Annotated in this window: 21 protein-coding genes; 13 read left to right on the top strand and 8 right to left on the bottom strand. The window is 31.9% G+C overall.

Annotated features, from left to right (window positions below; all coding sequences use genetic code 11):
• The first annotated feature begins 148 nt into the window (after positions 1–148).
• Positions 149–499, top strand: a complete 351-nt coding sequence (locus tag SJY43_RS03190) for a P-II family nitrogen regulator (protein WP_396602402.1) — start codon at positions 149–151, stop codon at positions 497–499.
• Between the two features lie 14 nt (positions 500–513).
• Positions 514–1,743 (top strand): ammonium transporter, encoded by a 1,230-nt coding sequence (locus SJY43_RS03185; protein WP_396602401.1) that lies wholly within the window; start codon positions 514–516, stop codon positions 1,741–1,743.
• 214 nt (positions 1,744–1,957) lie between these two features.
• On the opposite strand, the gene SJY43_RS03180 is transcribed toward SJY43_RS03185, so the two are convergent.
• Positions 1,958–4,555: a phosphoenolpyruvate carboxylase gene (locus SJY43_RS03180; RefSeq protein WP_396602400.1), complete on the bottom strand. Its 2,598-nt coding sequence runs from the start codon at positions 4,553–4,555 to the stop codon at positions 1,958–1,960.
• Positions 4,556–4,857: 302 nt separating this feature from the next.
• Here SJY43_RS03180 and SJY43_RS03175 point away from each other — a divergent pair, with 302 nt between their 5' ends.
• The 3 genes from SJY43_RS03175 to nadB are packed head-to-tail and all read left to right on the top strand — an operon-like array spanning position 4,858 to position 9,229.
• Positions 4,858–6,687, top strand: coding sequence for a hypothetical protein (locus SJY43_RS03175; RefSeq protein ID WP_396602399.1), 1,830 nt, complete (start codon positions 4,858–4,860; stop codon positions 6,685–6,687).
• Between the two features lie 45 nt (positions 6,688–6,732).
• Positions 6,733–7,659, top strand: coding sequence for a quinolinate synthase NadA (gene nadA / locus SJY43_RS03170; protein WP_396602398.1), 927 nt, complete (start codon positions 6,733–6,735; stop codon positions 7,657–7,659).
• A 4-nt stretch (positions 7,660–7,663) separates the two neighbouring features.
• Positions 7,664–9,229 (top strand): L-aspartate oxidase, encoded by a 1,566-nt coding sequence (gene nadB / locus SJY43_RS03165; protein WP_396602397.1) that lies wholly within the window; start codon positions 7,664–7,666, stop codon positions 9,227–9,229.
• Positions 9,230–9,279: 50 nt separating this feature from the next.
• Here the strand turns inward: nadB and SJY43_RS03160 are convergent, their stop codons facing one another.
• Positions 9,280–9,612: a single-stranded DNA-binding protein gene (locus SJY43_RS03160; protein ID WP_396602396.1), complete on the bottom strand. Its 333-nt coding sequence runs from the start codon at positions 9,610–9,612 to the stop codon at positions 9,280–9,282.
• Positions 9,613–9,833: 221 nt separating this feature from the next.
• Here SJY43_RS03160 and SJY43_RS03155 point away from each other — a divergent pair, with 221 nt between their 5' ends.
• Both SJY43_RS03155 and SJY43_RS03150 read left to right on the top strand, forming a co-directional pair.
• Positions 9,834–10,181, top strand: a complete 348-nt coding sequence (locus SJY43_RS03155) for a hypothetical protein (RefSeq protein ID WP_396602395.1) — start codon at positions 9,834–9,836, stop codon at positions 10,179–10,181.
• A gap of 70 nt (positions 10,182–10,251) precedes the next feature.
• The gene (locus SJY43_RS03150) at positions 10,252–10,944 is read left to right on the top strand and encodes a hypothetical protein (protein ID WP_396602394.1); all 693 of its coding nucleotides are present in this window, start codon (positions 10,252–10,254) and stop codon (positions 10,942–10,944) included.
• Positions 10,945–10,946: 2 nt separating this feature from the next.
• On the opposite strand, the gene SJY43_RS03145 is transcribed toward SJY43_RS03150, so the two are convergent.
• The 5 genes from SJY43_RS03145 to SJY43_RS03125 all read right to left on the bottom strand — a co-directional run bounded on the left by SJY43_RS03145 (position 10,947) and on the right by SJY43_RS03125 (position 15,397).
• The gene (locus SJY43_RS03145; RefSeq protein ID WP_396602393.1) at positions 10,947–11,579 is read right to left on the bottom strand and encodes a response regulator; all 633 of its coding nucleotides are present in this window, start codon (positions 11,577–11,579) and stop codon (positions 10,947–10,949) included.
• A complete protein-coding gene (locus tag SJY43_RS03140; RefSeq protein WP_396602392.1) occupies positions 11,576–13,510 on the bottom strand; it encodes a sensor histidine kinase in 1,935 nt (644 codons plus the stop codon). The genes SJY43_RS03145 and SJY43_RS03140 overlap by 4 nt, the downstream gene beginning before the upstream one ends.
• A 42-nt stretch (positions 13,511–13,552) precedes the next feature.
• Positions 13,553–14,521: an alpha/beta hydrolase gene (locus SJY43_RS03135; protein WP_396602391.1), complete on the bottom strand. Its 969-nt coding sequence runs from the start codon at positions 14,519–14,521 to the stop codon at positions 13,553–13,555.
• 5 nt (positions 14,522–14,526) lie between these two features.
• The gene (locus SJY43_RS03130) at positions 14,527–14,757 is read right to left on the bottom strand and encodes a hypothetical protein (RefSeq protein ID WP_396602390.1); all 231 of its coding nucleotides are present in this window, start codon (positions 14,755–14,757) and stop codon (positions 14,527–14,529) included.
• A gap of 172 nt (positions 14,758–14,929) precedes the next feature.
• Complete coding sequence (locus SJY43_RS03125) at positions 14,930–15,397, bottom strand: CBS domain-containing protein (RefSeq protein WP_396602389.1); 468 nt, start codon at positions 15,395–15,397, stop codon at positions 14,930–14,932.
• Positions 15,398–15,592: 195 nt separating this feature from the next.
• Between SJY43_RS03125 and SJY43_RS03120 the strand changes: the two genes are divergently transcribed.
• The gene (locus SJY43_RS03120) at positions 15,593–16,303 is read left to right on the top strand and encodes a hypothetical protein (protein WP_396602388.1); all 711 of its coding nucleotides are present in this window, start codon (positions 15,593–15,595) and stop codon (positions 16,301–16,303) included.
• A gap of 71 nt (positions 16,304–16,374) precedes the next feature.
• Here the strand turns inward: SJY43_RS03120 and SJY43_RS03115 are convergent, their stop codons facing one another.
• On the bottom strand, positions 16,375–16,893 hold the full coding sequence (locus SJY43_RS03115; protein WP_396602387.1) for a hypothetical protein: 519 nt from the start codon (positions 16,891–16,893) through the stop codon (positions 16,375–16,377).
• Positions 16,894–17,076: 183 nt separating this feature from the next.
• Here SJY43_RS03115 and SJY43_RS03110 point away from each other — a divergent pair, with 183 nt between their 5' ends.
• The 5 genes from SJY43_RS03110 (at position 17,077) to SJY43_RS03090 (ending at position 25,691) form a co-directional block, all read left to right on the top strand.
• Positions 17,077–17,667: a HupE/UreJ family protein gene (locus SJY43_RS03110; protein ID WP_396602386.1), complete on the top strand. Its 591-nt coding sequence runs from the start codon at positions 17,077–17,079 to the stop codon at positions 17,665–17,667.
• Between the two features lie 333 nt (positions 17,668–18,000).
• Positions 18,001–18,432: a deoxycytidylate deaminase gene (locus tag SJY43_RS03105; RefSeq protein WP_396602385.1), complete on the top strand. Its 432-nt coding sequence runs from the start codon at positions 18,001–18,003 to the stop codon at positions 18,430–18,432.
• Complete coding sequence (locus tag SJY43_RS03100) at positions 18,432–20,021, top strand: S41 family peptidase (protein WP_396602384.1); 1,590 nt, start codon at positions 18,432–18,434, stop codon at positions 20,019–20,021. Before SJY43_RS03105 ends, SJY43_RS03100 begins: the two co-directional genes overlap by 1 nt.
• 128 nt (positions 20,022–20,149) lie before the next feature.
• Positions 20,150–24,685, top strand: a complete 4,536-nt coding sequence (locus SJY43_RS03095; RefSeq protein ID WP_396602383.1) for an ELWxxDGT repeat protein — start codon at positions 20,150–20,152, stop codon at positions 24,683–24,685.
• A gap of 283 nt (positions 24,686–24,968) precedes the next feature.
• Positions 24,969–25,691, top strand: coding sequence for a hypothetical protein (locus tag SJY43_RS03090; protein ID WP_396602382.1), 723 nt, complete (start codon positions 24,969–24,971; stop codon positions 25,689–25,691).
• Positions 25,692–25,694 lie beyond the last annotated feature (3 nt).

Genomic DNA, 25,694 nt, shown 5'->3' with positions numbered 1-25,694 from the left:
AAAATAATATCTAAAAGATGCCTTAGAAATAAGGCGTCTTTTAGATTTTTATAAAGACATAAAAAATAATAGGATTTATAAAGGTTAGTTATCAAAATTAAATATTTTCTTATTTTAACCAACTAAACAATTATAAGATAAATGAATTATGAAAAAAATTGAAGCAATTATTAGAAAATCTAAATTTAGTGCTGTAAAAGAAGCATTGCATCAAGTAGATGTAAACTTCTTCTCTTATTGGGATGTAACAGGTTTAGGTAATGAAAAAGAAGGACATGTTTACAGAGGTGTAAGTTATAGTACTAGCGATATTCAAAGAAGATACTTATCAATAGTAGTAAATGACGATTTTGAACAAGTAACCTTAGAAGCCTTATTAAAATCTGCTGCTACAGGAGAAGTTGGAGATGGTAAAATTTTCGTTTCAGACATTACAGAAACTTATAGAATAAGAACTGGAGAAAAAGGAGGAGACACTTTAAAGAAAACATCAAAATAAAATAATATAATAATATGGAAGGATTATTTACAGCTAACAATGTATGGATGATGATCTGTACGGCACTTGTTTTCTTTATGCACACAGGATTTGCATTTTTAGAAATCGGGTTAACAAGACAAAAGAACACGATTAACATTTTATTTAAAAATATTTTTATAATAACTGTTGGGTTATTATTATACTACATAGCAGGATTTAACTTAATGTACCCTGGATTTGCTGAAGGTTCAGCAGGATTTATTGATTTTGCAGGATTTGGTATTGCAGCCCCAGAAAACGGAATGACTCCAGAATATGCTGATGGTGGTTATACATGGTGGACAGATTTCTTATTTCAAGGTATGTTTGCTGCTACCGCTGCGACAATTGTATCGGGAGCTGTTGCTGAGCGTATGAAAATTGGACCTTTTATGATTTTTACAGTAATCTATGTTGGATTAGTTTATCCAATTGCAGGTTCTTGGAAATGGGGTGGTGGATTCTTAGATCAAATGGGATTCTATGACTTTGCAGGTTCAACATTAGTTCACTCTGTAGGTGGTTGGGCAGCTTTAATGGCTGTTTGGTTATTAGGTTCTAGAATTGGGAAATTTAAAGACGGAAAACCTCAAGCAATTCCTGGACATAGTATTCCATTAGCTACGGCTGGTGTTTTAATACTTTGGTTAGGATGGTTTGGATTTAATGGGGGTTCTGTACTTTCTGCCGATCCAGAATTAACATCACTTACTTTAGTTACAACATGTTTAGCTGCTGCTGCAGGTGGTGTTGTTGCTGCTTTAGTATCTTTTATTAAATACAAAAACTTAGATTTAACCATGTTCTTAAATGGTATTTTAGGTGGTTTGGTTGGTATTACTGCTGGTGCAGATGTTATGACTCCAGAAAGTGCTATTATAATTGGTGCTATTGCAGGTGCGCTTATCGTATTTGCGGTTGCTTTTGTAGATGCTATTAAATTAGACGATCCTGTTGGAGCAATAGCAGTACACTTAATATGTGGTATTTGGGGAACTTTAGCAGTTGGAATCTTTTCAACAAACCCAGAGCATACATTCTTAATTCAGTTAACAGGTGTTGCTTGTTATGCAGTATTTTGCTTGGTATGTTCTTTCTTAATCATATTTACGCTTAAGAAAACAGTAGGTATAAGAGTTTCTGAAAAAGAAGAAATAGAAGGATTGGATGCACATGAACATGGAATGGATGCTTATCCAGATTTCCGTTTAAATGAGCACTAATCCTGTAATAATTTAGTTTAGTTTAGTTTGATGAAAAGGATATCTTGCGTTATGCAAGGTGTCCTTTTTTTTTGTGTTTACTTTCAGAATAATAAAGAGGTCAAAGTATTATAGTATTATAAGTACTCTGTTTAAAATCAATTAACATAACTCCATAAAAAAGCCTTCATTTTTTAGATGAAGGCTTTACTTTTATAGACATTATTTATAATACTTATGCCGAGTTTCTACTAGCATTAATATTACCAAATAAAGAACGTGTTACTATTTTCTCATAAATAATTTTGTCTGGATCATCAGCAGCAACACCTGCTTTTTCAAATTCTTGAAGCTTTTTAAGAGCAAACTGTTGTATGGTAAGTAGCGGTAATACAATAGATTCTCTAACTTCGATAGATGCTCTTCCAGACGGCTCGTTTTCCATTAATTCTTCATAACCTGTAAGCTTTAAAAGTAGCCTTTTTGTTGTTTGGTATTCATCATGAATAATGTTCCAGAAACCTCCAAACTCTTCGTCTTTAGACATATATTTTGTTAAGTCAAAGAACGATTTAGTTAAAGACATCATACTATTTTCTAATAGTGTTCTGAAAAATTTGGAGTTTTTATAAAGTGTTTCTACTTTACTAAATTCACCATTATCTTCATATTTTTTAAGTGCAGTTCCTACACCATAAAAACCTGGAACGTTTTGCTTTAATTGACTCCAAGAACCTACAAAAGGAATGGCTCTTAAATCAGAAAACACCAATTTATCTGATGTACCTCGTTTTGAAGGTCTACTTCCAATATTGGTTTTGGCATAGAATTTTAAAGTACTCATGCGTTCTAAATATGGAATAAACATAGCATGACTCTTAAAGTCTTTATAAGTTTGGTAACTTGTTTCGGCTAAATCTGTCATAACCGTTCTGTCTGTGTTAGACATTTTATTTTTCTCACCATCAATTCTGTTTTTTATTCCAGAACTTATTAATTGTTCTAGGTTGAATTGTGCAGAATCTAATGTTCCAAAATTAGAACTAATAGTTTGTCCTTGAATAGTTAACTGTACTTCTTTGTCTTCAATAGTTGGTCCTAATGAAGAGTAAAATTGATGTGTTTTTCCACCACCACGCGCTGGTGGTCCGCCACGTCCATCAAAGAATATCGCCGTTACATCATATTTTCTAGACATTTCAGTTAGCAACTCTTTAGCTTTATAAATACCCCAGTTGGCCATTAAATATCCACCATCTTTTGTACCATCAGAGAAACCTAGCATAATGTGTTGTTTACTTCCTCTTGCTCTTAAATGAGCCATGTATTCTGGATTAGTATAAAGTTGCTCCATAACTCCAGGCGCATTTTCTAAATCCGGGATAGTTTCAAAAAGTGGCGCAACATCAACTGTTAATTCATCTTTAAAAGCAACTATTCTTAACATAGCAAATAATTGCATCACGTTAAGTGCCGTTTGATTATTACTTATTATGTAACGGTTTGCACCTCGTTCGCCATTACTTTTTTGAATGTCTTTTATAATAGAAATGGTTTTTAATGTATTTCTAACCATTTCATCATCAAAAGCTTCTATATCAGCTATGTCATCTGTAGCTTTTGATAGTATGTTAATTTGATCGGCTTCAGATAAATCATGATAATTGTCTGGGAATGAAGAGTTACCTGTAGCAATTAAACTATCTATTACCGTAGTAAAAACGCTATGGTGAATTCTACTATCTTGACGAATATCTAAAGACGCAAAACTATACCCAAAAATATGTACTCTATTAATTAGATTATTAATTTCACTTACATATAATGATTGATGTTCATTGACTATAACATCTCTAATACTTAGTAATTCTCTAATAAGTTCTCTTGAAGACATAATATCTTCATCATCACCATTTTGATTTGTACTATAGCTATAAAATATAGTTTCTAACTTAATAACACGCTCTTCAACCCCTCTAAAAGTTAGCTTTTTTCTTAAGTCTTTTAAGTCTTCGTAGTATTTTTTATGAATTGATTGCTTTAATTTTTTAGCAACCTTTAATGTGGTATCTGGTTTTACAAAAGGATTCCCATCTCGGTCTCCTCCTGGCCAGAAACCAATATTTATAATTTCGTTGTGTTTTTTTCCATCGTCATAAATACTAGTTTGGATGTAATTATATATAGAGCCAAATGTTTCATAAAACACGTTTTCTAAATACCAAATTAAACTTGTAGCCTCATCATAAGGCGTTGGTTTTTGGTGTTTAAAGAAAGGTGTTTTTCCTAATTGTCCAAATAAATTATTAATTTCAGACAAGTTGTTTTCTTTTATGGCTTCTGTTAAATTAGTTATAATACCTAAAACAGATCCCGGGTAAAACTGTGTTGGATGCGCTGTTAAAACAATACGAACTTTAAACTCGTCAAGGTATTTTTGTAAGGCTTCTAGGTTGCCTTCAGATAAAGCAGTTCCTTTTAAATTTCTTAAAGTACCAACACCTTCCATATTATTTACAACTGGAAAAGCTGCATCTTCAATAGCATCAAATAATACCACTTGACGCTCTATATATTGAATAAACCTAAACAATAGGTTAATTTGGCTTTCTTTATTTCTACGTGCTTGGTATTTTTGAAAAAATGTTTCTACAATAGTTGTAGGGTTATCTCCTTGTTTAAAACCTTTTTTACAAGTTTCATGAAATAAAGGGAGTAAGACACCTGTTTTTGTTACGGCGTCAAAAGGTAAGGTCATAAATATACTATTGTATATCTGGTATTTTGATAAAACACTTTGATTGAATCGTGTTAATTTTGGCTCTACGGACATATATCGTTCTATTAAAAAATTTAAGCATAAAAATAGTGAAGCTATAATGAAAGAGCGCATAGTTTAATAAGATTTATTGATTTTTTTACATAGACGAATTATGTTTAGGAATAATTAAAAAAATGACTATTTAAACCGTGCTTTTTGTAATTATTTGAGTATTCTTTTTTCTCATAATTAGAATTAATCTACGATTGCTTAAAACCATTACTATTTAATTGTATGATAAATATCATACTATGAGTAAGGTCTAGCTAGTACCTTTGCCCTTTTATTTTATCTATAAACAAATAAAACTACTTATGAAAAAAACACATTCATTTCATATACCAGTTATGGGAATTGGGTTTACAATAGATTCGCCTTTAAAGGTTGCCCAATACGGAATAGATTCTGTTATTTCTTTAGTTGACGATATATTATTAGAGAAGTTAAGGAAAATGTACAGCGATAAATTTGAAATCCCATATGCTGAGATAACAGATAAAGTTGATGATTTTAGAGCTAAACGAATTACATCGTATTTAAATTTGATGAACGATTTAGTTGATAAAAAATTTGAAGCTTTAAAAAGTATTGCCCTAGAAAAAGGTGACGATTTTAAAGCCTATTTAAACATGCTTCCTACCGGATCATTAATAAAATCAGAATTTAAAAACCTTTTAGATAAAGGGAGTAATGTATCTGAAATTAAACAATGGATTTCTCATAATTTAAAAAAGGGAAGTATTGATGTAAACATCATGACCAAAGTTGATAAAGATAATTATATAAAAGATGAAAAATTACCGATAGAGTATAATGATGCTCATGCAGCTTTAAGAGGTTTTGTAAATAGTAATTTAAAAGCTTCAGTAGTGCTTTCAGCAGGTATGAATCCTAGACTGTTTGCTTACATGAATCAATTTGATAGTTTTTACCCTAATGCTAACGGCGCTTTTGAAAAGAAAATTATTTTAAAAGTTAGTGATTATAGATCAGCTTTAATCCAAGGAAAATTTTTAGCTAAAAAAGGCTTATGGGTTTCAGAATATAGAATTGAATCTGGTCTTAATTGTGGTGGTCATGCCTTTGCTACAGATGGTTATCTTTTAGGTCCTGTTTTACAAGAGTTTAAAGAAAAGCGAGAGGAGCTTAGAACGTCTATTGAGGAGGTTATGAAAAAAGAATTAACCAACCAAGGGCGTATAGTTCCAGAACATGCCTTAAGAATTGAAATCACAGCTCAAGGAGGAGTTGGTACTCACGAAGAACATGAATTTTTAATTGATAAATATCAATTAGATTCTGTAGGGTGGGGATCTCCTTTTTTACTTGTTCCAGAAGCTACAACCGTAGATAACAAAACGTTAGATAAGCTTGTAGAAGCTAAAGAAGAAGATTTATATTTAAGTGATATTTCTCCTTTGGGAGTGCCATTTAATAACCTTAAAGATAACACCAAAGATTTTGAGAAAGAGGTGTTAATTAATAAGGGTAGACCAGGAAGCGCATGTCCTAAAAAGTTTGTTGCTTTAAACAAAGAATTTAAAGAAAAAGGAATTTGTACCGCATCAAGAGAATATCAATATTTAAAAATTAAAGAGTTAGACCAGGAAGGTTTATCTTCAAAAGAATATGAAGCTAAATTTAATAAAATTGTAGAAAAATCTTGTACCTGCGTTGGGTTAGGGACTTCTGCATTATTGGCTTATAATATAGAAACAAGAGTAGAAGGCGAAGGTGTATCTATTTGCCCAGGACCAAATATGGCATATTATTCAAAAGTGATGAGCTTAAAGAATATGACAGACCATATTTATGGAAGAGCTAATATGATTACTAGAACAGATCGTCCAAATCTATTTATTAAAGAACTTTACATTTACATCGATTATTTAAAAAATAAATTAGAAGATGCTAAAGTTGTAATGAATAAAAAGGAAGAAAAATACTTAGTAACGTTTACTAAAAACTTAAACGAAGGTGTTTTGTATTATAAATCGTTGTTTAGCGAATTAAAAAACAAGTTTCAAGATATTAAAACGGATGTTTTAAACGACTTAAATGAAAGTGAAAAAGCATTACAATTAATTGCTATTGAAATAGAAAAATTGTCGATACAAAATAAAGTTAAGCCTGTTTTAACTTAGAACTTATATATATTACTTTTGTATTTCGAACACTAATTAATAATAATGGATTTAGTAAAAGAAATTAATCGTCTTAAAAAAGAAAAGAACGCTGTTATTTTAGCACATTATTATCAAGTAGGAGAAATACAAGATATAGCAGATTATGTTGGTGATAGCTTGGGCTTGTCTCAAAAAGCAGCAGAAACAGATGCAGATATGATTGTGTTTGCTGGTGTACATTTTATGGCAGAAACAGCTAAAATTTTAAGTCCAGAAAAAACAGTTGTTTTACCAGATTTAAATGCCGGTTGTTCTTTAGCCGATTCTTGTCCTCCAGATGCTTTTGAGAAATTTACAAAAGCGCATCCAAATCATGTGGTGATTACTTATGTAAACTGTTCGGCAGAAATTAAAGCTTTGAGTGATATTGTTTGTACCTCCTCAAATGCATTAAAAATTGTAAAATCTATTCCAAAGGAAACACCAATTATATTTGCTCCAGATAGAAACTTAGGGCAATATATTATTAATGAAACTGGGCGTGATATGCTACTTTGGGATGGTAGTTGTATTGTGCATGAAGCATTTTCTATGGATAAGCTTATTGAGCTTCACAAAAAATATCCTGATTATAAAATTATTGCACACCCAGAATCTGAAACGCATATTTTAGATACAGCAACATATATAGGGTCTACCTCAGGAATGATAAATTATGTAAGGGAGCATCAAGATCAAAAGTTTATTGTAGCTACCGAAGCTGGTATTTTACATAAAATGAAACAAGAAATGCCAAATACCGAATTGGTTCCTGCTCCTGCAAAAGAAGATAATACTTGTGCCTGTAGCGAATGTCATTTCATGAAAATGAATACACTTCAAAAATTATACGATTGCATGCTTAATGAGTCGCCACAAATAGAAGTTAATCCAGATATTATTGAACGTGCATTGTTGCCAATAGAACGTATGCTAGAATTATCTAAATAATACTATGAATACAGATTATTTGGTAATAGGTTCGGGTATTGCGGGTTTAACTTTTTCAGTTAAAATGGCTGAAAAGTTTCCAGACCGAAAAGTTGTTGTAGTCACAAAAGCAAACGAGGACGAATCTAATACCAAGTATGCTCAAGGTGGTGTTGCTATTGTATCTAATAAAGAAGAAGATTCCTTTAAAAAACATATAAAAGACACTTTAATTGCTGGCGATGGGCTTTGCGATGAAGATGTTGTTAAAATGGTGGTTAAAGAAGGTCCAGACCGTTTCGAAGAATTATTGCTTTGGGGTGCTAATTTTGATGTTAATGATATTGGCGAATTTGACTTAGGAAAAGAAGGCGGGCATTCAGAATATCGTATTATACATCATAAAGATATTACCGGTTATGAAATTGAAAGAGCTTTATTAACTAAAGCGCATCAATTAGAGAATATTTCTATTTTACCGCATCATTTTGCTATTGATTTAATTACGAATCATCAGATTAAGGATCATGTTTCTGACGGTTTAACTTGCTTTGGTGCCTATGTTTTAGATCAATTATCTGGAGATATTTTCACTATAAAAGCAAGCAGTACATTGTTAGCTTCTGGAGGTATTGGTTGTGTTTACGGGCATACTACAAACCCAGTAATTGCAACAGGAGACGGAATAGCCATGGCATACAGAGCTAAAGCACGAATTAAAGATATGGAGTTTGTACAGTTTCATCCAACGGCTTTATATGAAGCTAAGGGAGAATCTTCCTTTTTAATTTCTGAAGCGGTTAGAGGTTTTGGTGCTTACTTAAGAAATAAAAAAGGCTATCGATTTATGCCTGATTATGATGAACGTGCCGAACTTGCATCAAGAGATATTGTATCTCAAAGTATTGATAGTGAATTAAAAAAATCTGGAGAGTCTCATGTGTATTTAGATTGTACACATCTAGATATGGAAGCTTTTATTAAACATTTTCCTAATATTTACAACGAATGTTTAGAGCATCATATTGATATTAAAACCGATTGGATTCCTGTAGTGCCTGCATCACATTATTTATGTGGTGGGATAGAAGTAAATAAGGAAGGAGAGACAACCATTAATAATTTATTTGCTTGTGGAGAATGTTCTAGAACAGGGTTACATGGCGCAAATAGGTTGGCTTCAAATTCCTTGTTGGAAGCCTTAGTTTATGCACATAATATTTATAAATATCAATCTAAAAAAGATTATAAATATACACAGGTAAATATCCCAGATTGGAATGATGAAGGTACTAATATTCCAAAAGAGCATATATTAATACAACATAACCTAAAAGAATTACAAGCTTTAATGCGTGATTATGTAGGTATCGTTAGAAGTAATAGACGATTAAAACGTGCTATTAAACGGTTGGATTTAATTTATGAAGAAGTTGAAGATTTGTATAGAGAATCTAAAATAACAACGTCACTTTGTGAATTACGAAATATGATTAATGTAGCACACCTTATTATTAGACAATCTTTAGATAGAAAAGAAAATAGAGGAGGATATTATAATATAGATAACATAAAAAAAGGAAGCCTATAATATTATAGACTTCCTTTACTAAGTTCAAATTTTTTGGGCAAAAAAAGGTCTTATTTTCCTAGCATTAATAATTCACCACATACAATTTCTGTGATGTAGCGTTTGTTACCATCTTTATCATCATAGCTTCTAGAAGTTAATTTACCTTCAATAGCAACCTCTTTTCCTTTAGTAACATATTTCTCAATAATTTGGGCAGTCTTTCCCCAAGCTACAATATTGTGCCATTGTGTGTCCGTAATTTTTTCACCTTTATTATTGGTGTAGCTTTCATTTGTAGCAATATTAAATTTTGCTAAAGTTTTTCCTGATTCTAGATTGATGATTTCTGGATCGTTTCCTAAGTTACCAATCAACTGTACTTTGTTTCTAAGTGTGTTCATAATTTTAATGTTTTTTCGTTTAACAGTTAATACTATCGAGTTCTTATGTTTCGACATGGCAAAGATGTGAGACTTAAAATGTTTTAATCGGTTAGTAAACGTTTGTGTTCGTTTGTAAATAATTGTAGTCGTTTAAATCGTTTTAATTCTTTGTTATAATTGGATAGTGTTATTTTTATTTTTTTGAAATAAAATATGTATTTTTATAAAAATTAGTAATTATGGCTAAAGTTTGTTTAGAATGTAGTGAGAAGTTAATAGGAAGAAGTGATAAAAAATTCTGTAGTGATTATTGCAGAAACGCGTATAACAATACTATAAATAAAGATTCTAAAAATCTAATTCGGAATATTAATAATCGCTTAAGAAAGAATTGGAGAATTTTAGAAACTTTAAACCCTAAACAAAAGACAAAAACCACAAGAACAAAACTGATTCAAAACGGTTTCGATTTTAATTATTTCACAAGTATTTATACTACTAAAGCAGGCACTATTTATTACTTTGTTTACGATCAAGGCTATTTACCTTTAGAGAACGATTTTTATGCTCTGGTAAAAAGGGAATAGAATTATTGTAACTTTTTTGTAAGCTGTGAAACTTATTATTAGAATTAAATAATCATTTCAAATTTAAAAAATGAGCACACCAATTATTGTTGTTATTTCCATTAGTCTTTTTGCGTTAATTGCATATTTAATTTATTACTATAGTCCTAAAACAATTATTTTAAGACGATTAAAAAACTTACCTAACCAGCGTGTAGGTAGTTTGAAAACAAAAACGTATTCTAAAATAGAAGGTAAAGCCTTAAATATTGATGAGCCTTTAATAGCACCTTTAAGTAAACGTAAATGTGTATTTTATAAAATGAAAATTCAAAAGAAAGTGAAATCTGGAAAAAACTCGCATTGGAAAACTATTGTAAACGAAGAAGTAATCCAAGATTTTTTTATAGAACAAACAGGAGAGCGTGTAGTGGTGCTTCCAACTAAAGTACCTAAAAACTATTATGACTATTTAATAACAGATAAAAAAACAAGTTCAGGGTTGTTTAAAGAACTCACACCAGAATTTGAAACGCTCTTAAAATCCTATAATATCAAAACGGATAACCTATTAGGTTTTAATAGGCAACTACGTTACACAGAGGCTATTGTAGAAGTTGGTGAACGTATTACGGTAGCTGGTTATGTTAGTTGGCAAAAGTTAGAGAATCCAGTTAAAGATTATAACTATTCTAGTATAGCTTCGGTTACTGCAAAGGGAAAGGATAAAATTTTAATAACAGATAGCCCAAAAGCATTAAAACCGAAACATGGTCGTGTGTAAAATTATAACAACTCTTTTTCTAAAGCTGCTTTTATAATACCAACACTATTTTTAGCTGCAAATTTACTCATTAAATTCATACGATGAGTTTCTACAGTTTTGGGGCTAATAAATAATTTTTGTGCAATTTCTTGTGTTGTTAGTTCCTCGTATATATATTGCAAAACTTCTTTTTCTCTTCGTGTAAGTTTTATAGTTAAGGGCTTCTTTTTTTCTTGACCAATGGAACGATTCAATAATTTTTTCTGAATATCTTGTAGTAAATATTGTTCACCTTTTAATACCGATTCAATAGCCTCTACTAATTCTTGAGTATTGGTGTTTTTAAGTAAATACCCCGAAGCACCGTTATTTAACATGCGCTTAACAAAAGAAGTTTCATCAAAATTACTAAGCGCTATAATTTTTAATTCAGGATGCGATTTTAACAATATTTTGCACAAGGCAATACCATCAATATCTGGTAAGTTAATGTCTAAAAGTAGTACATCTGGATGCGTATTTTTTAAAGCAGAAATAGTTTCTTCTGCATTAGCATATTTACCAATTATAGAAATGTCAGGATGGTTTTCTAATAAGGCATCAATCCCGTTTCTAATCATTTCATGGTCGTCTGTTATGGCTATATTTATCATAACGTATTTAAATCAATTTCTATCGTGTTAGATGTTCCTTTAGTATTAGAAACTATTTCAAAATTAGCGTTTAAATACTCAACGCGCGATTTTATGTTATTTAAACCAATACCAGGTTTGGTGTTTTCAGTCTGTATATATCCTTTGCCATCATCTTCTACGGTTAATAAAATGGTGTTATTACTATGGCTAATTTGTACATCTATATGTTCTGCTTTGGCATGCTTAATAGCGTTGGTTACCAGTTCTTGAATGATTCTAAAAATATTGACTTCTATTTTTTTATTTAAGTCTACGGCATCACCAATATATTGAAAATTAATATCTGGTGTGTGCGTATTATTCATATTCTCGCAGTAGTTGTTTATGGCTTCAATTAAGTTGAAGTTTTTAAGTGATGGCGGCACCAAATTATGAGAAATAGCACGTACTTGCTGGCAAGAATTATCAATCATGGTTACGGCTTCATTAATCACGTCGTTATTCATTTTTAATAAAGCAGATAGTTTGTATTTTATGGCAGACAAATCCCCATTTACTCCATCGTGCAGTTCTTTTGCAATTCTTAAACGTTCTTTTTCTTCGCCGGCAATAAGCGATTCTAAAGTGAGTACTTCTTGTTCTTTTTGTATGGTTACTAGTTGTTGCTGAATGCGTTTTTGGCGTTGTTGAAATACAAACCATAATAGTATGGAGGCTAATAATAGGGAGATGATTAATATGGTCATTATGCGAAATTTTGATTTGTTTTTTTGAATAGACAATTCTTGATTTGATACTATTAACTTCTGTTCTGCAATTTCTTTTTCTTTTTTTTCGGTTTCAAATTTTGCGTCTGCGTCTGCTAAAAGTTCAGTTTTTTCTCTAGTAAAAAGTAAATCATTATAATCATTGGCTTTTTTTATAAGCTCATAAGATTTCTTGTAATTGGCTCTTTTATATTCGGTGTCTGACCATAGTTGATAACCATCGGCTCCAAAACTAGGAGAATCTTCACCCTCTTTTGCATATAAATTGTCAAATTCTTTAAAATATTGAACGGATTTTTCAAGATTATTTCTTTTGTTTTCAAGTTCTCCTAATTGAATTAAATTTAGAAGAACATCATAGGTGTTATTTCGAATTTCTGCGTATTTTTTCGCTGTTAATATGGCATCATGTGCTTTAGAATTTAAGTTCATTGCTATGTATAAATCACCTAATGCTGAATTTACACGAAAGCAGGTTTCTGGAGATTTTGTCCGTTTACAAATGTCTAAACCATTTTCTAAATATATTCTTGCGCTATCTAGTTTTTTTTCTTCGATATAATAATAACCTAAAGTTTGAGTAGATGCACCTTCCACCCTAATATCATTTGTTTTTTTACTACTTTCATAAGCTAGCATTAAATACTTTTTACCACTTTCGCGAATATTAGATCTTAGATATAATATCGCTTGATTAAAATACAAAAGACCTAATTCTTTGTCATTATCCTCAATTAAAGCCATGGCTTTTGAGTTATAATCTAATGCTAAGTCCATTCTGTCAGAATTCTGATAGCTTAGAGAATAGCTTTTATAAATACTTGAACGCTTTTGCGGGTTATCATTTTTGTCTAATTCACTTAAAGCTTTATCGAAGTAAAAACGAGCGGAATCGGATTGAAATTTTATATCCAATGCGATGCCTCGACTCTCATAGGCTTTTATAATTTTATAATTATTAGCAATCAAAGATTTTTTTAGACTAATCTTTGAGTATTTATAAGTGCTATCTATGTTAACCGGAATAAATGCCTTTGTTAATGCAAGGTATAGATCTATCTTACTTGAGTCCTTAAGTTTTGCATTTCGAAGAAGTTTCTTCAAACTATCAATCTCCCGAGTTTGAGAAAACCCAAACGAACTAAAAAAGACCATAAAAAGGAATAGGAGAATTTTTTTCAAAATAGTTGATTTTTAGTGTTTTAAAGATAGTGTAATTATTATTTATATCTGTGCCTCTGTCAAATCCATAGGAGCTGTTTTTTTTGTATCAGATAGATGTATGTTACTTTCTATAAAACTTACAACCTGTTCCACAACCCGTTTCGACTTTAAATTATGGCCTAAACCTTCAGTTTTTAAAATGTTTAGAAACGGCACGTGTTTTATGATATATTCGGCTTCACATTTTGGTACTACGGGATCTTTTGTATCATAAATAAGCAAGCTATCTTTACTTATATCTTTTAAGTGTTTCGAAATACTAAAGGTGTGTAACGGGAAATCTGTATATACAAACATGAGTTTTTTAGCACCTTCTATCACGCTGTGAGATACGCCTAAACAACAAGAGAATTTTTTAAGAATAGCCGTTGCTGTAGCAAATGTATTCATCATTATAAATTTAGTAGGATGGCATTGCTTTTTTGAATTACCCATGGCAGCAATTGCAGTTAAACCTGCAATAGAATGTGTGATTACAGTATGCCATTTTACCTCTGATGCTAGTATAGTTTTAATGCCTTTAGCATACAGAAAAACAGATAAAAATCGACCCGGTGCTGTACCATGTCCTGGTGCATCAACGACCATAACTTTATAGCCACGACCTACTAGTTCGTCAACATAAACGCGCCATCTCGCACCATTGCTACACCAACCATGTAGCATTAAAATAAGTGGTCCTTTGCCATACGTGTAGGAGTAAAATACGGTGTTATCTACATAAAACTTTTTTTTAATACCTTTTTTGTAAAATGCAATGGCATTATCTGATAACTTTTTATTGATTACGATAGACAGGAACTTGATGAGTAACCTGTATGCTGTTTTTGGGTGTAAGCCATGTATAGCATGTAATATGTGTTTAATTTTTCTTACATAAAAAGGAAAAAACTGCTTGGTAATTAGCTGTTCGCTATTATTTTTATTCGAAGATGCTTGATGTAAATCTCTAGATATAGTCATTTTCATGGAGCTTATTTTTTATTTCCTTTTATAATGTAGAGTTCGAGTGCGTTACAATCTATTTCGCAATGCGATTGCAAGTCCCTAATGGTTTTATTAGCGTAGTAACCAATTATTAGAATAACTTCAATACCTATAAGCCAATACATATTAATCTCTGAGATTAATAAAGCAATAGGTTTTAAAACGATGGTTGTCGTGTTTAGAGTAATAAGAATTATAAGTAAAAGTGATGTTTTCATGTTTGAATGGATTGAATTAATAGCGATTGCAAGTTGCTTAAATTCAAGCATTAAACACTCAGGTAAAAACCTGAAATACAAAACTCAGGGTTTTCTCTGATATAAAATTGTAGACAAAAAAAATCGTCTTGTAAAAGACGATTTTTATAATTTAATTGTGGTGTGTATAAACTTATTTCCAGTTTTGCCCTTTTAACTGCATAGCAGCTTTTAGCACATCTTTTTGGCTTATTTGACCTACTAATTTCCCGTTTTCAACAATCGGAAAACGACGTCTATGACTTTTAATAAATAAGCTAGCCGCGTCAAAAATATTCATGTTTCCATCAATAGTATCTACATCTTTAGTTATGTATTTTTCTATAGTCATATCTTGCATGGGCATATTGTAATAACGACTTTCACTAATTTGTTTTATACAATCAGTTTCAGAAATTATGCCAACTAATTCGCTTTTACCATTAATTACTGGCCCACCAGAAATCCTGTTTTTAATTAAAGACTGCATAACACTCTCAATAGATTGGTCGGAAGTAAATGTTATTAAGTCCCTAGTCATATAATCACTAACTGTTAAAGGCGTATTGTCTGTAACATTTTCCTGTTGTTTTCTAGCCCCTTGAAAACTCTTTATTCCCATAGTTTATAAGTTTTAGTAATTTTAAATATACTTATTATTTTTTAGATTTCCTAAAATAGCATTAGTGCCCATTGTAGAGATTTGTCCTGTTTTAATTAGAATTGTAATAATTCTTTAAATGATAATTAATATTTTTTTAAGAGTTTAAGTGGTATTTTTTTATAGTTTTAGCACATAAATAACACATTAGAAAAAATGAAAAAATTATTTGGATTGGTTTTATTAATAACGAGTTTTACCTTAGGTGCTCAGAATAATTCGGAGTTACTAAAGCACTATGAGGCGTATTATAAGCAAATGAAATCTCAAGGCGATACACAAGGTATTATAAATGCTATGACACATTTAAATGTATTGTCACCATCAGAAGCAAGAAAAGATACTTTAGCTTATATATATATGAGCGAAAATAAATTTATGCAAGCACTTAACACTATAGGAATAGAGCAAAATACTACAGATTCTGATATTGCAGTTGAGGTAAAAGCCATATCTCTAAAATCTGTTAAACAGCCTAAGTTAGCTATTGCTCATTTTGAAGAATTATTTAAAAGAGATCAAAACCCGCTAATAGCTTATGAGTTGGCAGAGCTTTATATGCAGACTCAAAACTTAGCACAAACAGATAAGCATATCGCTTTTGGTTTAGCAAATTCTAAACCCGAAATGAAAAAGGCATTTTACGAAACACAAACACCTTATGAGGTGCCTTTAAAAGCTGCGTTTATGTATATGGATGCCTTGTCTACTTACAATAAGGATGTAAAAAATAATATAGATGCTGCAGTTGGTATTTTAGATAAGGCTTTGTTAGCAGCGCCTAATTTTAGCCTAATTCAGATTTCCAAAAACGAATTATTAAGACAAAAACAAGCATTACAACAAGCGTCTCAGCCTAAAAATTAATTTGACTTAAGATTAAAATGAAAAAAGGTTCTAACTATGTTAGAACCTTTTTTTGCGTGTAATTATAAGAATTAAGGCTTTTCTATAGATCTATTATCAAATTCAATTTTTTTATTCATTTGAAAACTTAAATTTGAAAATGACACTAAAAACTCTTTAATACTCTTTAGAAGTTCTTCTTTACTTGTTGTTGTTAAGTTCGATAAACTTTCAAGTTGAAGCAGTTTAGTTTCTAAAACTAAAATTCTAGAAAGTATAGAATCAGAATTTAAAGTTTTAGGAATGTTCTGTTTCAATTCTTTTATAAGCAGTTTAATTACTTTTTTGTTATCATTAAAATAGCTTAGGTCTCCTTTTTTTATATCAACAATAAGTTCTTCTAATTGTAAATACTCAGGCCAATCTGCAACAATATCTGCTGTTTTAGAGTCTAAAATATACTCAATGTACTTTAGTTTAGAAATGTCTTGCTCCGTTATCTCTTGACTTTTATTTTGTTCCGTTTGCTCTTCTTGAGCAATTTCTTGTGTTTTTTTACAAGCAGAAAATAAAATTAGAAAACTAAAAACAACTAAGGTTTTAATATGCATTTGGGTTTTTATTTAAAAAGAATATGCTACAAATATAAAGTAATCGTTTATTTTTTAATCCATTCAATAAAAATCAAGTTAAGTATAATTTTGTAAAAACATAAACTTTTTAATCCCTATGCAAAAACGCTTCAATAATTGTATATTTGGACTACCCTATAAATACCCTAAATCTTAATTAATATGCTAGAAAATTTTTGGTTTAATGTCGAGTATGGTATCAACCATGTGCTAGATATTAATGCTTACGACCATGTTTTATTCCTTATTGTTTTAACCGTGCCTTACGTCTTTAAAGATTGGAAACGTGTATTACTACTCGTCTCTATGTTTACCCTTGGGCATACGCTATCTTTAATATTAGCCGCTTACAATGTGGTAACGGTAAATGCAACCGTGGTTGAGTTTCTTATACCAATAACCATTTTAATTGTTGCGTTATTTAATGTGTTTACTTCTGGTAAAGGCGCCCAACGCGAAAAAGTTGGCGTACTTTTTTTAACAACCCTGTTTTTTGGTTTAATACATGGCTTAGGCTTTGCGCGCGAGTTCCATATGCTATTAGGCGAAACCGATAATAAACTAGTTTTACTTTTAGAGTTTGCTTTAGGTATCGAGCTTTCTCAAGTTATAATTGTATTTGTAGTACTGTTTTTAAGCTATGTAGTGCAAACCATATTTAGATTTACCAAACGCGATTGGATTATGGTAATTTCTGCCATAGTAGTTGGTTTAGTAATCCCAATGATTTTAAATAGCGACTTTTTAAATTAGCCTCTATTTTTTTCATTTCCTTGAAGAAGAAAATTTTTAATTTGGGCGTTACCCTAAAGGGTCGGGCTTTCACTACTCGCTTCCTCCTGCGTCGGCGAGCTCAAACATACCGTTCAATCCCTAACGCAAAAGTAGCACTCAAATTAAACTTTCATAAAACTTTAACGAATTGGCGTTGTAATTAAAATACATACTAACTATATTCGTTATACAGACTGCGTTAAGGATAGAAGCGGCATCCTTTTGCTTTTTTTAGCAAAAGACCTGCCTGCCGGCAGGCAGGTATAGCGAATAGCCTGACCCTTTAGGGTAACGCCCAAATAAATAAAATTAATGCCTAAAAATAAACAACTTAAGTACGATAAGGCTTATTTAAGAATTGCCCAAGAATGGGGAAAATTATCTTACTGTAAACGCAGGCAAGTTGGTGCCATTATTGTTAAAGATAGAATGATAATTTCAGATGGGTACAACGGCACACCTTCCGGCTTTGAGAATTTTTGTGAAGATGATGAAGGTTATACAAAATGGTACGTATTACACGCCGAGGCTAATGCTATTTTAAAGGTTGCAGCATCAACACAATCTGCAAAAGGAGCAACACTTTATATAACCATGTCGCCCTGTAAAGAGTGTAGTAAATTAATCCACCAGGCAGGTGTAATTAAGGTGGTTTATCACGAAGCTTATAAGGACGATTCTGGATTACGATTTCTAGAAAAAGCGGGTATTGAATTAGAACAAATTGAAGATTTAAAAGCATAATGGCATATCAAAAAAAATATTTACCACTAGTTTTTGGCGTTGCTATAGCAGCGGGTATTTTTATTGGCGGAAAATTAAATTTTGGCGACTCTTCCGATAGGTTGTTCTCTACAAACAGTAAAAAAGATAAACTCAACAGGCTTATTGATTATATTGAATATGATTATGTAGATGATATTGATACAGATAGTATTGTTGATGTTACCGTAAATGGTATTTTAGAAAACCTAGATCCGCATTCGGTTTATATTCCTAAAGAAGACATGGCGCGTGTTGCCGAAGAAATGAAAGGTGATTTTGTGGGCATTGGCGTTAGTTTTTATACCTACAGAGATACTATTGCTGTTATTCGTGCTATAGAAAATGGGCCAAGTGCCAAAGCGGGTATTAAAGGCGGTGATAGAATTATTATGGCTAATGGCGATTCGTTATATGGTAATAAATTAAAAGACGGAGAAATTATTAAGAAGCTAAAAGGGGTTATAAATTCTAAAGTCAAACTAAAAGTATATCGAAGAGGAGAGCCAGAACTTTTAGATTTTACGGTTAAGCGAAGTGTTATCCCAATAAAAAGTGTCGATGCTGCGTATATGTTAACCGAAAAATTAGGCTATATAAAAATTAACCGTTTTGCAGAGTCTACGTATAAAGAATTTAAAGCTGGTATTGAAAAACTAGAGGCTTTAGGAGCAACCGAGATTGCTTTAGATTTAAGGGATAATCCTGGAGGCTTTTTAGGTATAGCAGAAAAAATTGCTGATGAGTTTCTAGAAGATGACAAACTTATCTTATTTACTAAAAACAAACGTGGCGATATTGATGAAAGTTTTGCGACAAGTAAAGGTGATTTTGAAGATGGTAAAGTATATGTTTTAATTGATGAGAATTCTGCCTCGGCAAGCGAAATTGTTGCAGGTGCATTACAAGATAACGATAAGGGGACCATTATAGGACGACGTTCTTATGGTAAAGGACTCGTGCAACGCGAAATGGATTTAGGAGATGGTAGTGCGGTACGTTTAACGGTGTCTCGTTATTACACGCCAACAGGGCGTTCTATCCAGCGACCATACACCAACGGCAATAAAGATTATTACGACGAGTATTTTGAAAGATTAGATAGTGGTGAACTTCTAGATCCCGAAAAAATACAGGTAGACGATTCTTTAAAATTTACAACGCCAGGAGGGAAAATAGTGTATGGCGGCGGCGGTATTATTCCAGATGTTTTTGTGCCTATAGATAATAGTATGCAAAACGAAACATTATCTTTTTTACTACATCGCGGGTTTTTTGGGAATTTTGTGTTCGAGCAATTAGAAATGGATCGTCATCTCTACGACGATTATGAAAGGCAAGGTTTTATAGATGCTTTTGAGGCTGGTGACGATTTAGTATTTGCTTTTCAAGATTACTTAAACCTAAGAACCGATTCTAAAGTTACTTTTGTAGCCTATCACGATGAGGTTAAACAATACATAAAAGCCACACTTGCCGATCAACTTTTTGGTGCAGGTGCTTTCGAAGAGGTTTATAACCAACGCGATATTATGATTGATGAGGTTATTAAGTTGAGTGATGGGGAGTAATGTGTTTTTAAACAACTCAAAGTAAGAATAAAAAACACCGTTTACCTTTTTTTTTGTTTTATGTCTTAAATCATACACTACTTTTAGATAGATTCTTACTTTTATGGGCATTATAAAATACTTACACAATGGCCATCCGATTTCTATTGCTACTTACTGCCTTTTTTATAGCTAATACATATACTTCAGCTCAAACATTTATAAAAGAGTTTTATTCAATTACCGAGTTTACTTCATCCGAGACACATGCTTATTTTGTTGCCAATGATCTTGTTCATGGAAGCGAGATTTGGCGAACGGATGGAACAAAGGAAAACACTTATCTGATTAAGGATATTAACAAGATTGGTGAGACTAATCCGAGTGGACTTTTTCTTTTTAAAAATGAGTTATATTTTAGTGCTGACGATGGTGTTTATCAGCGAGAATTGTGGAAAACTGATGGTACAGAAAGGGGCACTGTAATGGTAAAAGATATTAATTCTACTCCATTTGGAGGTTCAAACCCTAGTCAATTCAGAGCGTTTAACAATGAGCTGTATTTTGTAACTCAAGGTTATAACAGAGGGCTTTGGAAGACTGATGGCACTGAAACGGGTACAGTAAAAGTTCTCGATACTGGCTTTTCGGATATAACTAGAATATTAGTTGTAAATGACAAACTCTATTTGTTATTTAATGGACTTCAGGAATTTGACACACTAACAAAACAATTAACTAAAATTGATATTGATGAGTTTCCTAATATCTATGAAGTGAATGTTTTTAATAACGACTTGTATTTTATTACATCTGACTCGTATTATAGGAGAAATTTTAGGCTTTACAAGTTTGATATTAATCAAAATATTACATTGCTACAAGAATTTAATGAGCCACAATTTGGCGATATTGATATTCATAACTTAACTTTAGTGGGCGATGAGGTATATTTTTCTATTACTACTGATTCTGGAACAGATAGAGATGTTCTTTGGAAAACTGATGGTACATTTTCTGGAACCGCACCTGTAAAATCATTTGTTTGGAGAAGGCATTTATCTAATTCTAATATTTCTGATTTTATTGAATTCAAAAACGAACTTTATTTTCGGTCCGGGACACCAAATGATTATAATTTATGGAAATCTGACGGTACAGAGTCGGGATCAGTTGAAGTATTTGATCAATCGTTAAGTCGATATGTAGACATGTTTATATATGATGATTTTCTCTATTTCGGCAGTAGTCTGTCTAATTTATGGTATACCGATGGTACATCCGAGTATAAAGTTAAATTTTCAGATTTAAGTATTTCTACCAAAAATTCGGATGACTTGTTCAACCTGGCAACCTCTTACAATAAAATTTTTTTTGAGGCGAATTTTCAAGATAATCTAGCCTTATTTTCAAATGAATTAAACCCGCTCATGGAAGTATATAAAAGGTATGGGGTTACAAAATCCAATGAGCAGATTCATTTTGAAACAAAAATAGATAGTACGGATGTTGTTAAAATTGCAATTACAAATAAAGGGAATAAGGATTTAGTGTTTTCTAAAATAGAAATAATTGGACAAGGGTTTTATTTAGATGAAATACAAGATGCTAATCCAGGAAACCAGAATTCAGATAATGGATTTTCTAGAGTAATTGCTCCAAACCAAGAAGAATCGTTCAATGTGATTTTTTATCCTAGTAATGAAGGGTTGAAAAAAGGTGCCCTGAGAATATTAAGTAATGACCTTGTGGCTCCAGAATTTGAGTTACCTCTTATAGGATATGCAGATGCAGAAACTGGAGAAGTGCCAGCAGATGATGTTTCTTTGAAAAAGGAAATAACTTTTAATACTGAAGAGGAACTTGTAGTTATTGATAATAGCAGTATAGCCGAAAATAGTCCTATTAATACTTCCATTGGGACTCTTAGTGTATTAAATGTGCAAGAGGATTTTAGCTTTGCTTTTATTGATATAGATAGTTTTTCAGACAACCAATATTTTACGATTAACAATAACATATTAAAACTGAGTACTAATGCTAATTACGAATTAAAAAATACATATTCAATCAAAATAAAAGCTACCCAAGAGTCGGGAGAGGTGTTTGAGGGCGCTATAGTAGTTAATATTGAAGACGTCTATGAACCACCTGTTCTAGAAGAATGTTCTTTGGATGCGAATAATTTGGGTTATGGTCTTAATGCGGTAAAATTTTTAAAGGATCAGGAGGTCATCGCTATTGGTAATTTTGGAGCGATACTAAAATCTAATGACGCCGGAAGCACTTGGCGAAGAATAAATACTAGCTTCAAAAATCATTTATATAATATTCAATTTGTAACAGATAATTTAGGTTATGCCATTGGAGATAAAATAGTTTTAAAAACTGAAGATGCGGGAGAAACGTGGTTTAAGTTAAATTTATATTACGATTCATATCCTTCTCCCAATAATTTGTTTTTCTTGAACCAAGATTTTGGTTTTGTATTTGGTAATGATGGAAAGATTTTTAAAACTACCGATGGCGGGAGATACTGGAAGTATCAAGGTTTTAGTTTTACGGATTTAAATTCAGCATACTTTTTTAATGAATTAAAAGGTTTTCTGGTGGGGAATTCTAAAACTATTTTTAGTACGATAGATAGCGGAGAAACTTGGCAGACCAGAGTTTTAGATATTGAAGGTTTAAGATATGACACAAGCTTTACCAATATATATTTTGTTAATGATTCAACCGGTTTTATTTCGGGCAATCGGGGAGAAATTTTAAAAACTGATGATGGAGGAGATACGTGGGAGTTATTGGCTACATTGGAAAATCCTATGGCAATTTTTGATCTTGTTTTTCAAGAACCAAGTTTAGGGTTTGCTTTAGGAGAAAGAGGTGTGTTTAAAACTATGGATGGCGGGGAAACCTGGAGTGAGGAGAATTTAGAATACCGTTACAGTGGTTTACAAAGTGTTGACATTAGTAAAGATGGGAATAGAAGCTGTGTAGTCGGTCATGGTATTTCTTGCTGCGGAGGGGCAAGTACAGGACATATTATCTACACCAAAGAATTTGATGATGAATGGGAGATAAATGCTTATCTTTCATTAAGGTCTTCTGCGCTTAATGCTATCTACTTTGAAGGGAATCATGGCTTAGTTTTTGGACGTTCTTATGGGGCTCAAACCAAAGATGGTGGTGTTACATGGCAAGAAATAACACCTCCTGAAGAATACATTTATCAGGTTGATGTTGTTAATAATCATATTTACCTGCTAGGGCAAAATAATATTTATAAAAGTAGTAATTCAGGAGCCGATTGGGATGTTGTAAGTAGTTCTAATCGTTTTAGGGAACTCAATTTTATTAATGAACAGACTATATATGGTATAACCTATGGTGAAGGCGTTTTTAAAACTTCGGACGGGGGGGTAAATTGGGTTAAACTTGGTTCTGCAGCTGATTTTGGAGTAACACTAAATTTTATAGATGAAAATAAAGGGTATGTAGGCGGTGTAAATGATGGTTTGTATAGAACTGTAAATGGAGGTGAAAGTTGGACTCAGGTGGTTACTGGATCTCCAGAATCAACAGAGCAATTAATAAACGTATATGCCGTTGGTTTTTTTAATGAGATAGGTTTTGCGGGTTCCTCAAAGGGTTTGTTAAAAACTATTGATGATGGTGTTACTTGGGTCAATATTAATAAAAATTTAGGAGGTGAAGTGAAATTTATACATGCATTAAGCGAGTTGAAATGGTATGTCATTGCTGGAGGTAGATTTCTTATGACTGAAAACGGAGGCGAGAGTTGGGAAACCCAGTATTACGATGAGGAGGTAGAAGATGCTCATTTTACAAAGGATAAAGTCTATTTGGCTGGGTATAGACACTTGATTGAATTGGGATCTAAGAATGAACCATTAGTTCCAGGTTTAATTGAAGGTGACAATTTTACAGCAACGCAATCTACCGAAATGTATAGTGTGGTAAGTAATTTAGGAGATGTTTATTATAATTGGACCGTCTCAGGCGATAATGAAATTATTGCTAGAAGAAACAAAGCGAATGTGTTATGGAAAACACCAGGAAAACATATTGTTACAGTATCATCCTATAATAACTGCTCTGAAAGTATTAAAAGAGAGCTGGAAGTTACAGTTGAAGATGTTAACTTTTATCCAAGTATTGAAGGCCCGTCAGAGGTTAAAGAGTTTTCTTCAAATAGTGCCTATTTTACTCAATTGAATGAAAATTCTAGATATAGTTGGTTCGCTGAAGGTTCTCAAAGTATAAGCTCTAATAAAAATAAAGTTAGTATTGATTGGGGTGCCAAAGGAGATGCGAAAGTTGTGGTTGTAGAAACAAATGAGACTTCTGGAATTAGGCAAAAGGCTGTTTTAAATGTCATAATTAGTGATTCGGAGTTGTCGTCAAGTGATGATTTTAATTTTGCAGAGGATGTTTGGGCTTATCCAAATCCTACAAGTGGACATTTTGAAATTGCATTGCCCGTTTTAAAAAATGATATAAGAATTGAAGTGTATACTTTACAATCTCAATTAATTTCTTCTTCAACACAAAGGGTTATTAATGGTAAGATTAAACTAGATTTTAGTTCGTTGTCAAATGGGTTGTATTTTATACGAGTTTACTTGAATACACCTGTTACCTTAAAAATTCTAAAGAATTAAAATGGACTGTCTTTAGAATAATTTACTGAATTTCTATGATTATTAGGAGGCTTTTAATAAAAAAGAGATACCTGTTTTATTCGGGTTTAGTCATTTGGCAAAAAATCAAATCCCCTGCTCCCGCTAGTTTTCAAAACTAGTGGCAATAAAGAGTAAGTTGTAAAAGAACGGAGTTTTATGTTAATTTTCTTTAAGTTAGTTTGCGGCCACTAAGTACAACTTAGCGGTAGCATGGGCAGATAAGGATGAAAATAAAGAGAAGGTTGAGCGTTTGATAAACTACTTGTTAGGTAATGGAGACCTAGAGTTTGCTGAATTTGCTAAGGAGGCTTTTATGAATTATGGGGAAGTGGATTTTGATGATAAAATAATTAATGAATTAAGAGACAAAGAAAAGTGTGTGAATGATTTACTTTCAAAAAAAGGGAATGACTATGTAAAAAAATTACTTGTAAATTTTAAAGGAGAGTCTGAGTTTGATATTAAAATACAGTCGAAAGATAATGTTTATTCTGAAAGACTCAAAGTTTATGTTGGGGGTCAAACATCTCCACCTGATAACGGATTAATAACAATTACAATTAGGTCGTCTAAATCTCTTTCTAATTCGTCATTAGGCGTGGCTAGAACTATCTTACACGAATATATACATGCTGATATTTTTAGAAAATTGAAAACTAAATATCCTACAAGTGATGAATTGGACTTTAGAAAATCATATGAAGAATATGAAAGTCAGCATGGTACTATGGCTGCAATATATGTTGCTAGTATGAGAGAGGCTCTTAAAGGTTTTCACAAAAGTATTTTAACTGATGATTTTAATAAATATACCGTATATTATGAGGAAGAACCAAGTGATGATTTTTATGAAGCTTTAGCATGGCAAGGTTTATCCCAGTATGGTTTAAAAGCATGGACTGATTTAAGTGATGAAAGAAGAAATAAACTTACAAATCTTTCTCTCAGAGTTGCCACATTGACTAATAGTATTTGTCCAAACTAATTT

Source organism: Algibacter sp. R77976 (assembly GCF_044594645.1).
Lineage (GTDB): Bacteria > Bacteroidota > Bacteroidia > Flavobacteriales > Flavobacteriaceae > Algibacter_B.
This window is presented reverse-complemented; position numbering and strand designations above follow the sequence as displayed.

Bases quoted from the DNA above. Each gene is read 5' to 3' on its own strand.
- SJY43_RS03190 (WP_396602402.1), top strand. From the start codon at position 149: ATGAAAAAAATTGAAGCAATTATTAGAAAATCTAAATTTAGTGCTGTA.
- SJY43_RS03185 (WP_396602401.1), top strand. From the start codon at position 514: ATGGAAGGATTATTTACAGCTAACAATGTATGGATGATGATCTGTACG.
- SJY43_RS03180 (WP_396602400.1), bottom strand. From the start codon at position 4,555: ATGTCCGTAGAGCCAAAATTAACACGATTCAATCAAAGTGTTTTATCA.
- SJY43_RS03175 (WP_396602399.1), top strand. From the start codon at position 4,858: ATGAAAAAAACACATTCATTTCATATACCAGTTATGGGAATTGGGTTT.
- nadA (WP_396602398.1), top strand. From the start codon at position 6,733: ATGGATTTAGTAAAAGAAATTAATCGTCTTAAAAAAGAAAAGAACGCT.
- nadB (WP_396602397.1), top strand. From the start codon at position 7,664: ATGAATACAGATTATTTGGTAATAGGTTCGGGTATTGCGGGTTTAACT.
- SJY43_RS03160 (WP_396602396.1), bottom strand. From the start codon at position 9,612: ATGAACACACTTAGAAACAAAGTACAGTTGATTGGTAACTTAGGAAAC.
- SJY43_RS03155 (WP_396602395.1), top strand. From the start codon at position 9,834: ATGGCTAAAGTTTGTTTAGAATGTAGTGAGAAGTTAATAGGAAGAAGT.
- SJY43_RS03150 (WP_396602394.1), top strand. From the start codon at position 10,252: ATGAGCACACCAATTATTGTTGTTATTTCCATTAGTCTTTTTGCGTTA.
- SJY43_RS03145 (WP_396602393.1), bottom strand. From the start codon at position 11,579: ATGATAAATATAGCCATAACAGACGACCATGAAATGATTAGAAACGGG.
- SJY43_RS03135 (WP_396602391.1), bottom strand. From the start codon at position 14,521: ATGAAAATGACTATATCTAGAGATTTACATCAAGCATCTTCGAATAAA.
- SJY43_RS03130 (WP_396602390.1), bottom strand. From the start codon at position 14,757: ATGAAAACATCACTTTTACTTATAATTCTTATTACTCTAAACACGACA.
- SJY43_RS03125 (WP_396602389.1), bottom strand. From the start codon at position 15,397: ATGGGAATAAAGAGTTTTCAAGGGGCTAGAAAACAACAGGAAAATGTT.
- SJY43_RS03120 (WP_396602388.1), top strand. From the start codon at position 15,593: ATGAAAAAATTATTTGGATTGGTTTTATTAATAACGAGTTTTACCTTA.
- SJY43_RS03115 (WP_396602387.1), bottom strand. From the start codon at position 16,893: ATGCATATTAAAACCTTAGTTGTTTTTAGTTTTCTAATTTTATTTTCT.
- SJY43_RS03110 (WP_396602386.1), top strand. From the start codon at position 17,077: ATGCTAGAAAATTTTTGGTTTAATGTCGAGTATGGTATCAACCATGTG.
- SJY43_RS03105 (WP_396602385.1), top strand. From the start codon at position 18,001: ATGCCTAAAAATAAACAACTTAAGTACGATAAGGCTTATTTAAGAATT.
- SJY43_RS03100 (WP_396602384.1), top strand. From the start codon at position 18,432: ATGGCATATCAAAAAAAATATTTACCACTAGTTTTTGGCGTTGCTATA.
- SJY43_RS03095 (WP_396602383.1), top strand. From the start codon at position 20,150: ATGGCCATCCGATTTCTATTGCTACTTACTGCCTTTTTTATAGCTAAT.